We start from the raw sequence: 9977 nt of genomic DNA on the forward strand, positions 1-9977 counted from the left end.
CCCCGGCAATACCGGGGATTTTTCAATTGCGTCATCTAAACGTCATGGCGGGCTTGACCCGCCATTTGACTAACCGAGGACCTTCTTTTCGAAGTCGCCGAGGCAGTCAACGAGGGCCTGCACGCCTTCGACCGGCATCGCGTTGTAGATAGATGCGCGGAAGCCACCCACGGAGCGGTGACCCTTGAGCTGCTGCAGACCGCGAGCCTTTGCGAATTCGAGGAATTCCTTGGCGAGATCGTCAGCCTTGTCAGCGGCAACCACATCCTTGTTGAATACGAACGGAACGTTCATGATAGAACGGTCTTCCTTAGCAGCCGTACCGACGAACACCTTGGAGTTGTCGAGTGCGCTGTAAAGGAGAGCAGCCTTGGAACGGTTCACCTTTTCGATAGCATCCACGCCACCGAAATCCTTGAGCCACTTGAGGGTGCGGTTCATCACGTACACGGCAAAGACCGGAGGAGTGTTGAACATGTTGGCAGCGTCGATGTGGGTCTGGAAGTTGAGCATGGTCGGGATGGTGCGGTTCACCTTGCCGAGGAGGCCCTTCTTGATGATCGTGACAGTCACGCCAGCGCAGCTGATGTTCTTCTGAGCGCCGCCATAGACAACACCGAAGTCAGACACGTTGATCTTGCGGGCGAGGAAGTCGGAGCTCACGTCAGCCATGAGGAAGCCAGACTTCGGCTTCGGGAAGTTGTGCCATTCCGTACCGTAGATCGTGTTGTTGGCGGTCACGTGGAGGTACGTGGCGTTGTCGCTGAGCTTCAAGTTCTTGTCGATGCGGCTGTAAGTTTCAGACTTGGTGTCGCAAGCGGCGAGAGCGTTACCGAACTGCTTTGCTTCCTTGTAAGCCTTGTTTGCCCAAACGCCGGTCAAAGCGTAGTCGGCCGTTGCGTTCTGGTCGAGGAAGTTCATCGGGAGCATGCAGAACAAAAGTGAGCAACCACCACCGAGGAACACGATGTCGTAGTCTTCTGGGATGCCCATCAATTCACGGAGGTACTGTTCCGTCTGGGCGAACATGTTTTCAATCGGCTTTGAACGGTGACTCATGGAGAGGATACTGATGCCGCTGTTTTCGAAGTCGATGCATGCAGCAGATGCTTCCTTGAGTGCCTGTTCCGGCAAGACCGACGGTCCTGCGCTAAAGTTATAGACTTTATTTGCCATTGTTGTGTTCCTTATTAGGGGTTGTGCCCGTCAGGGCTAAAAAATTACGGTGTAAAATTAGTAAATAGGCGTTGACGTGGCAATAAAAAAAGCCCGCTCGCGGCGGGCATTTTTTAAACACCAAGAGCCTGAATTGCGGCCTTGTACTTCTTGAGGCGGAACTTCGTCTTGAGCTCGCGGCGTTCCTGGCGGTGGATGTACTTGTCGTCCATGAGCACGTTCAAGATAGCGCTCTTTGCCTTTGCTGCAGTCGGATTGTCCTTGAGTGTTTCGACAAAGCGTACAAAGTCCTTTTCGCGGGCGTCGTAGGTGGCGTCTTCGGCCGGCACACCCTTTTCCATGAGGTGGCAGCTGTATTCGTCAATCCAAGCCTGATTCTTGTGGTAGGTCATCTTCTGGATGAGGTCGACCATATCGGCAGGAACACCCATCTTGATCATGTCGTCCGGAGTCTTTTTAGTGGCAGAAGTAATGGAATCCTGCAAAATAGCGAGAACCTGGACATCTTCGGATTCGCCTTTGTTCTTGAGATAGTCGGCGACGTTCTGGAGGAAATCGATGTATGGGCCACCGGCCTTGTCTTGCTGGCCTTGGTGAACTGATTCTGCAATTTTGTAGGCGTCTTGATAAGAAAGCATTATTAACCCGTTGTTGGCGGATATTAGTGGTGGCACTTGGGGCGTGGCAAGGAATTTCTGCATCTTTCTTACGAAAGACAGAGCCTTGCTGACGTAGGCGGCAATCTCTCTTTTTTCTTCTGACAGATTACGTACGGGATGGTGCTGCAACTCGATTTCGATGTAGGCAAGCGCGATGACGGTAAGGTTCATGTCCATGCCGCCGTTGCACAGTTCGATCACTTGGGTGGCGAAAGCCGTGTATGCCGTTTCCATATTGCAGTCGCCGGCTTCGTTTATCAGGCGGAAAAAGTCGGTTTCCGCCAGCAAGAAATAATTCATGGTTCTGTCAATTTTGAAAATTACACTTTGTTTTCTGCGTGCGCACATGAATATAATTGGCAAAAAACGCGGCAGAAAATAAAAAATCCAACACTCAATTTTACAAAGTGCTGGATTTCAGAGGTATAAAATTCAGTATTTTTTCACAAGGACAAATTATCTCCGACTTAAATTGTTTGTAATCGGAACATTTATTCTATTCCTGAAAATAGAAATGTATGCTTGCCGCACATTTTGGCTATCTTGCTTTTTTATCAAGGATATAGATAATGCGACATACACCGTTGGGATAGCTTTTCAAAGAGGAAAGCGTCCAGTGTTGCTCTGGCAGAGCCGACTTAAAAAAATGTCGTCCGCTTCCGGATATGAAAGGAACGGTGTATAGTATGATTTCATCCACAGCGTGCATCCGCAGCAGTCCGTTTATATAGTCTGCCGTGTCCGGTGTGGCTTCCGCGAGGTAACGGATGTTTGTGCAGTCTTTTCTCCATTCGTGCAGCATTGAAATGGAATAGTCCGGTGTCACACGGTAAAAGGCTTTCTTCCTGATTTCATCAAGACCGCAACGGTCAAGGCACAAATCCTGATGTGCTTTATCATATAACTCTGAAGAAAGACATCCGTCCATCGTCAGTACGGCGAGAATCTGAACTTTACCCATAATCGTTTCCTTTCGTTAGGCAAGGGTAAAAAAGTAGCGTGCAATTCACACTACCTTCAAGCGATGGCTCTGGTAAAGCCTTTACGGAGAGTACGTGAATGCACGCTATGCGTAAGCATAGCATAAGCATCACGCAATCGTCTCCGTAGTTCCAATTTACCAGATTTTCGCTTGAAACGCCTTGCGGTCTTATCCTATATGTTGGCGGCGAAAAGCTCCTGCCAATCGCCGTTTTTCTCAAATGTTATGCAAAGATAGCCAAATTCAGTGAATTACGGGCTATGATTGCTTGAATTTATATTTAAGTCCATACTCTTCAAGTTTGCTGTATAGTGTTGTCCTGCCTATGCCGAGCAGTTCTGCGGCGACACTCCGGTTGCCGTTTGCCTGTTTCAACGCACGCAATATCCGCTCCTTATCCTCCGCGTCATTGCGCAAGGCGAAGCTGACAGTAGAGGTCGGTTTCGTCACGGCAAGTTCCAGATGCTCTTTCATGACAACACCTTCCTGCGCCTGCAATACAGCACCCATAACTTTCTGCCGAAGTTCCCGCACGTTGCCCGGCCATGCGTGTGTCAGCAACGCTTTACGTGCTTCGGAACTGAACCCGCTCACGCTACACTCCAGCTCTCTGTTTGCCATATCACGGAAGAACTCTGCCAGCGGCATAATGTCTTCTTGACAGTCACGCAACGGAGGAACGGTTATCCCGAAGTCGTGCAGGCGGTACAGAAGATCCTGCCGAAAACGCTTTTCATTCACCGATACCTCCAAATCTTCATTGGTAGCAGCGATGATGCGGACATTGAAATTCCGGTCTGCCTTGTCTCCGACCGGGCGATACCGCCTCTCCTGTATGGCACGGAGCAACATCTGTTGGGTTTCCAACGCGAGGTTTCCTACCTCGTCCAGAAACAACGTGCCGCCTTCCGCCTCATGGAAATATCCTTTCTTGGCATTGTCCGCACCTGTAAATGCACCTTTGACGTGTCCGAAGAAAGCCGACGGTGCAAGCTCTTTGGAGAGTGAACCGCAGTCCACCGCCACAAATGGCTTGCCTGCACGTTTGCTCTTGTCATGCAACAGGTGGGCAATATGCTCCTTGCCCGTGCCGTTCTCACCAAATATCATCACGCTCATATCGGTGGCGGCTACCAGCCTTATGCGGTGCATGATTTTCTGAAAGGCGGAACCTTCACGGGCGAATATAGGCATACGGCGTTGTCCTGCCTGACGTTCTTTCAGTATGGAACGGATCAGGGGGACAAGTTTATCCTCCACAAGCTGTTTGGGAATATAGTCTATCGAGCCGAGTTTCATGCTTTCCACGGCGGTATTAACTTCGGCGTAGTCGGTCATAATGATGAAGGGCTGCATCTTTCCCTCCTTTCGCATCCAGCACAAAAGGTCTATGCCACTGCCGTCAGGCAGACGCAGGTCGGCAACCACGATATCATTATCTGTTGCCTGTTGCAGATGTTTCTTCGCGGTTGAGAGGTGGTAAGCCTTCATATTGCGGTAGCCCTCCCGTGACAGCATATTGCAGACATATTCGCAATACACGATGTTGTCTTCCACCACAATTATTTTTGTCTTATTCATCTTCGTATTTTCTCCTTTCCTCTTCTGCCAACCGTATTATTTCCACTCCCTTATCCAGCACGGCAGTCACGGCATGGCTTAACGCTTCACCATCCGGGAGAGCATCGCCACGAAGCAATCCGTAAAGTACATTCAGCGGTTGGTCGGCACGGAGCACCTCCCACGAACTGCGCAGGTGGTGGATCAGGGAATCCAGCTTTTGCAGGTCTTTTTCTTTTGCTGCATCCCGTACCGCCTGCATTTCCTTTTCTGTTTCAGTTATCAACTTTTCCAGCATGACGGCTTCATTGCCATAGGACAATAAGGCGGAAAAGTCCGGTTTCCCGTCCGGTGTCGCTTTTATGGCACACCTGTCGGAAACCTCCATCAGTTCCGATATGGAGAACGGTTTGAACAGGCATCCGGCAAAGCCTTTTGCCAATAGTTCCCCTTTGTTACAACTGCCCGAAGCGGTTGCCACAACCACCGGGATTGTTGGTGAATTGCCCACGTTGGACGAACGCAACAGTTCCAGCAATTCGAAACCGTTTATATCGGGCATATTCAAGTCTGTCAGCAACAGGCTGTATTCTTTCTGGCGTATCATTTCCATCAGTGCCGCAGCATCGGTGCAAGTGTCGCAGTGTATTCCTTCTTGGGAATACATCTCTTTCAGCATCAGAAGTAATACCTCATCATTGTCAATGGCGACAACATCATGGAATTTATTGTTATGATAAACAGGTGTATTGCTTGTATATCCAAGCTGTTCTTCAGCTTCCTGCATAGAAATTTCAACTGTGAAACGACTGCCTTTCCCTTTCTTGCTGTCTAAACGGATTGTTCCGCCAAGCATCGACACAATATTACGCATTATGGCAAGCCCAAGCCCGAAACCCTCCTTTGCGGCGGCATTTGATAGACGTTCAAACGCACCGAACGCTTGTTTCTGTTCCTCTTCTGTCATGCCTGTACCTGTATCTTCAACGACCAGTGTCAGAACTCCATTATCATATTCAGTAATCAAAGAAACACCGCCTTCTTCTGTGAACTTGACAGCGTTTGACAGCAGGTTATTCCCGATTTGTATTATTCGCTCTTTGTCGGTCAATACAATGGCATCGTGTCCAGTCTTCACGGACAAGGACAGCCCTTTGTTCACGGCAACAGGCATGAACTCCGTTTCAAGTGTGTGCGTGATTGCTGAAATCCGGCAGGGTGACAGACGGGGCTGTTCCTTGCCGTTGTCCAGGCGGAAGAAGTCAAGCAAAGTGTTAAGCATATCCCGCATACGGTCGGAGGATTGCAGTATGTTTTGGATATACTGCCCGGACTTATCCTCACACTGTTCTTTCCGTATCAGTCCGGCATAGCCTGTTATTGCTGTCAGCGGTGTGCGCAGTTCATGGGTGATAGTATGTACCGCCTTCTTCCTTGACGTTATCAGTGCCTCGTTCCGTTGTACGGATTGTTCCAGTTGCCTTATCAAATCAGTTGTCTTGTGCTTGTATTGTTTAATGCTTTTTGCATCACGATGTATGATGATGTAGGAAATTAACAACAATAGAAGAACGAATCCCATTAAACCGCCTACTTGCATAAATGACTTTTCACGCATGGCAACTATTTCGTTTTCCCGGCTTTGCAGTTCGGTTTGTACCTTTTCTTCTATTTGGCAAATCAATTCTTGCAGTTGTCTGTTAAGTTCTGCATTACGAGCTGCAAGGCTGTCGGCTTGTTCCGACAATTGGCGATCCTGCACTTTCTGTTCGCTGATTACGTTTCTATTGACCGAATGAAGGATAGTGGTTGATACTGCTGGAGTTACTTCCTTTTTTTTGCCGAATATGCCTAAGAAACCTTTTCGTTTTGGCTTTTTGGACTGTTCCTGCACACTTTTCTGTACAATAACCGGAATTTGATTGGCTATCTTCTTGTTAATAGATTGTTGTTCATCCATTAACCGGACTATCTGGAACATCTGTCGTTCCTTATCCTCTAAAAGACTGCGCACACTATCGATGCGCTCTGCTGGATAGGTGGCCTTGAAACGGCAGAGCATACTGTCCATTGCCATACGCCGTGCATGGTAATGCTCGATATCTTTATCGTTCCATTCCAGTATTGTTTCACCCAATAGAGAAAATTTTATCATTTGAATATTGATATTGTTTATTTCTTTTCGGAGCTCGTCTATTTTTTTATTGCCAAGTTCTAATGCTTCTATCTCCTGCCATTCATAGAGGCTATTATATGCCATACATCCGATAAGAATGGAGATAAGTATATATCCCAACCGTATTGCCTTATAGAAATTTCCTGACCGCTCCATTATTTTAATGACATTGATTTTTGGAACATGAATAAAAGTTTATCTTTTTCGTTCATGCGGATATTATCAGAATAACCGTCTTTTGTTATTTGATACCCACATGGCTTAACCATAAAAATGCCTAAGCCCTTAGTGTACGAACTTACTTCTGAGGCATAGTCTTTACTTGTATTTAATGGAACTTTCCCTTTAATATGACACCACTCATTATTACAACTGATGTCTTCAATCTCAGACATCATTTTTTGCAAATCTGTAATAGCTTTGGAACTCGCTACTTGGGGTATCTGCAACTCAAAACAGAGCATCGGTTCGAGAATGTCCACACCTGACTGTTGCAAAGCCAGCCTGAAGACATAAGGGGTCAGCTGTCTGAAATCAGCAGGTGTACTTACCGGGCTATAATACTCGGCTTGAGTAAAAGTTACTTTCAGATCTGTCACTTCCCATCCATGTAAACCAGATTGGCAAGACATACGAATCCCTTCAAAAACGGCATTTTGAAAAGAATGGTTCAGATAACCATAGGAGATGTCACTTTCGATTTGCAACCCTGCCCCTAACGGTAAGGGTTCAAGAGTCAGCCCTATTGTGGCCCAGTAAGGGTTGGGTGGTACTTCGATCTGAATAATCTTATTGACCTTTTTTATAGGTCGTTCTTTGTAGATAGTCTTGATCTCATCAAAATGGACCTTTACGGAAAATCGTTCTTCCAGCAATGTCTGTATGATTTCCTTTTGGGTCAAACCATATAACGAGATTTCCAATTCATCACTATATGAGTTTATGGAAAAGGACAAAGACGGGTCTTCAATCCACAATGTATTCAGAGCGGATATCACCTTGCTTCTCTCTTCGGGCTTATTTGGCCGGACGGAGGATTTGAGAGCGGGATGCTGATGAGATAATCCTTGAATCAAACAAGGTTTAGCACCTAAATAATCTCCGATTCGAAAATCTTCTATATCTTCTACAATCGCGATATCATTGGCACCCACTTCATCAACATTTATCTCTCTGCCCTGATAAATAGTCTTTAGATTTTTAATCTTGATGAATTTTTCCGAATCGTTGATTCTTACAACGTCTCGAAGTCTCAGACTTCCGTCAATTATTTTAAGAAAACTTCTTTTATGCCCTTTGGGGTCATGCTCTATCTTATAGAGATAAGCTGAAAGTCTGTTTGAGACTGATGCCGGAGGAAGTATAAAAGAAGAAATGGCGTCCAACAACTCATTGATACCGATATTGAACATTGCTGATCCATGTAGCACCGGATAGACTTTGGCTTTTGCCACAAGAGCGATTATCGTATTCCAATAATCAGCCGGTGAAATTTCGCTATCCGCCAAATATCGTTCTAATATATCGTCGTCATGGTTGCATACAAATTCTTTGTATTCTTCCTTTATATATGTTTGGGAGCAAACCGGATAAACCGATCCATCGACAACAGTTTGCATAAACAGGACATCTTGCGACAGATTTGTTTTTATATCCATATACAAACGCTCCAAATTCACACCGGCACGGTCAATCTTATTGATAAATATAATTGTCGGGATTTGCAGCTTTTGTAAAGTACTGAACAGCAACTTTGTCTGCGCTTGTATGCCTTCCTTTGCGGATAAGATGAGGACTGCTCCATCAAGCATTTTGAATGTCCGCTCCACTTCCGCAATAAAATCCATGTGTCCCGGAGTGTCAATGATATTGCATTTCACTCCATTCCAGATAATAGATGTCGTAGAAGCCCGGACAGTAATTCCTCTACGTTTCTCTATATCCATAGAGTCCGTTATGGTGTCACCATTATCCACACGGCCGCACTTTTCCGTTGCTCCACTGGCAAACAGCAGATTCTCGGTTACGGAAGTTTTTCCTGCATCAACGTGAGCAAGAATTCCTAAATTTATAATATTCATTTGGATTAAGCAACCTGTTGGCGGAATTAATTTAGTGCATACTTAATTCTGCCAATGGGCTTGTCGTTAATGAAGTTTACGTATTGCAGAATGGTAAGTGCACTAATTTTGCCAATGATCCTGGCAAACAAACCATTCGTTATTTTCGCATAGTTCCTGATGACCAAGAACTGGTCTGTAAGTTGTGAGAATATTGTCTCAATCCTCTTTCTTGCCTTTGCAAACGGAATGAATGTCGGTTTCCAATCCTTTTGGTTGAGCCGATACGGACACTCCAGTCTTATGTGTGCGGTTTCGAACAAGTCAAGCTGTACGTCAGCTCCAATATACCCTTTGTCACCATAGATGCTACAGTCGTGATAAGTATGTTTTACATCCTTCATATAATGGAGGTCCGCCACACTTGCCTTTGACAGATCATAGGAATGGATAACTCCACTTAACCCACAGAGAGCGTGTAACTTATAACCAAAATAATACGTGTTCTGCGAAGCACAGAAGCCGAAGTCGGGAGCTTGCGAGAAATTGCCGGTACGTCCCATCTTGCAACGTTTTCCTCTTGCAACCCTACAGACCTCTATCGGCTTGGAGTCAACAAAGAATTGTTCCTCTCCGCCATCCATTTCCATGGCAATCCGCTTGCGCAGTTCCTCACACAGGCCTGCCGTTTTCTTCCTGCGGTCATTGAACTGTCTCCTTGATATGAGATTAGGAATGTTGTCCTTGTACTCTTGCAATTTATAGTCGAACAACCACTTCTCACTATCAATGCTCTCGGTCTCTGCCGTCAAGGATAGCGCCGCCATAGACGACACCGAAGTCAGACACGTTAATCTTACGGGCGAGGAAGTCGGAGCTCACGTCAGCCATGAGGAAGCCAGACTTCGGCTTCGGGAAGTTGTGCCATTCCGTACCGTAGATCGTGTTGTTGGCGGTCACGTGGAGGTACGTGGCGTTGTCGCTGAGCTTCAAGTTCTTGTCGATGCGGCTGTAAGTTTCAGACTTGGTGTCGCAAGCGGCGAGAGCGTTACCGAACTGCTTTGCTTCCTTGTAAGCCTTGTTTGCCCAAACGCCGGTCAAAGCGTAGTCGGCCGTTGCGTTCTGGTCGAGGAAGTTCATCGGGAGCATGCAGAACAAAAGTGAGCAACCACCACCGAGGAACACGATGTCGTAGTCTTCTGGGATGCCCATCAATTCACGGAGGTACTGTTCCGTCTGGGCGAACATGTTTTCAATCGGCTTTGAACGGTGACTCATGGAGAGGATACTGATGCCGCTGTTTTCGAAGTCGATGCATGCAGCAGATGCTTCCTTGAGTGCCTGTTCCGGCAAGACCGACGGTC

At 46.7% G+C, this 9977-nt stretch carries 6 protein-coding genes and 2 pseudogenes; all 8 read right to left on the reverse strand.

Translation table 11 applies throughout. The features are described from left to right. Positions 1-69: 69 nt before the first annotated feature. A complete protein-coding gene (gene serC / locus B7994_RS08225; protein ID WP_014545360.1) occupies positions 70-1176 on the reverse strand; it encodes a 3-phosphoserine/phosphohydroxythreonine transaminase in 1107 nt (368 codons plus the stop codon). A gap of 647 nt (positions 1177-1823) precedes the next feature. Next, positions 1824-2135: pseudogene (locus B7994_RS14260) on the reverse strand (RteC protein); the annotation flags it as partial. A 238-nt stretch (positions 2136-2373) separates the two neighbouring features. Then, a complete protein-coding gene (locus B7994_RS08240) occupies positions 2374-2796 on the reverse strand; it encodes a dihydrofolate reductase family protein (RefSeq protein WP_004291474.1) in 423 nt (140 codons plus the stop codon). A 279-nt stretch (positions 2797-3075) separates the two neighbouring features. Continuing rightward, positions 3076-4398 (reverse strand): sigma-54 dependent transcriptional regulator, encoded by a 1323-nt coding sequence (locus tag B7994_RS08245; RefSeq protein ID WP_004291471.1) that lies wholly within the window; start codon positions 4396-4398, stop codon positions 3076-3078. Then, positions 4391-6709, reverse strand: coding sequence for an ATP-binding protein (locus tag B7994_RS08250; protein WP_004291467.1), 2319 nt, complete (start codon positions 6707-6709; stop codon positions 4391-4393). The genes B7994_RS08245 and B7994_RS08250 overlap by 8 nt, the downstream gene beginning before the upstream one ends. Continuing rightward, positions 6709-8634, reverse strand: a complete 1926-nt coding sequence (tet(Q), locus tag B7994_RS08255; protein WP_072831140.1) for a tetracycline resistance ribosomal protection protein Tet(Q) — start codon at positions 8632-8634, stop codon at positions 6709-6711. The genes B7994_RS08250 and tet(Q) overlap by 1 nt, the downstream gene beginning before the upstream one ends. A gap of 26 nt (positions 8635-8660) precedes the next feature. Continuing rightward, positions 8661-9410 (reverse strand): annotated as a pseudogene (locus tag B7994_RS08260) (IS982-like element IS1187 family transposase); the annotation flags it as partial. Next, positions 9400-9966 (reverse strand): aminotransferase class V-fold PLP-dependent enzyme, encoded by a 567-nt coding sequence (locus B7994_RS08265; protein ID WP_369832763.1) that lies wholly within the window; start codon positions 9964-9966, stop codon positions 9400-9402. The pseudogene B7994_RS08260 and the gene B7994_RS08265, both read right to left, overlap by 11 nt. Positions 9967-9977: the final 11 nt, after the last annotated feature.

The organism is Fibrobacter sp. UWR2, assembly GCF_002210285.1.
GTDB lineage: Bacteria > Fibrobacterota > Fibrobacteria > Fibrobacterales > Fibrobacteraceae > Fibrobacter.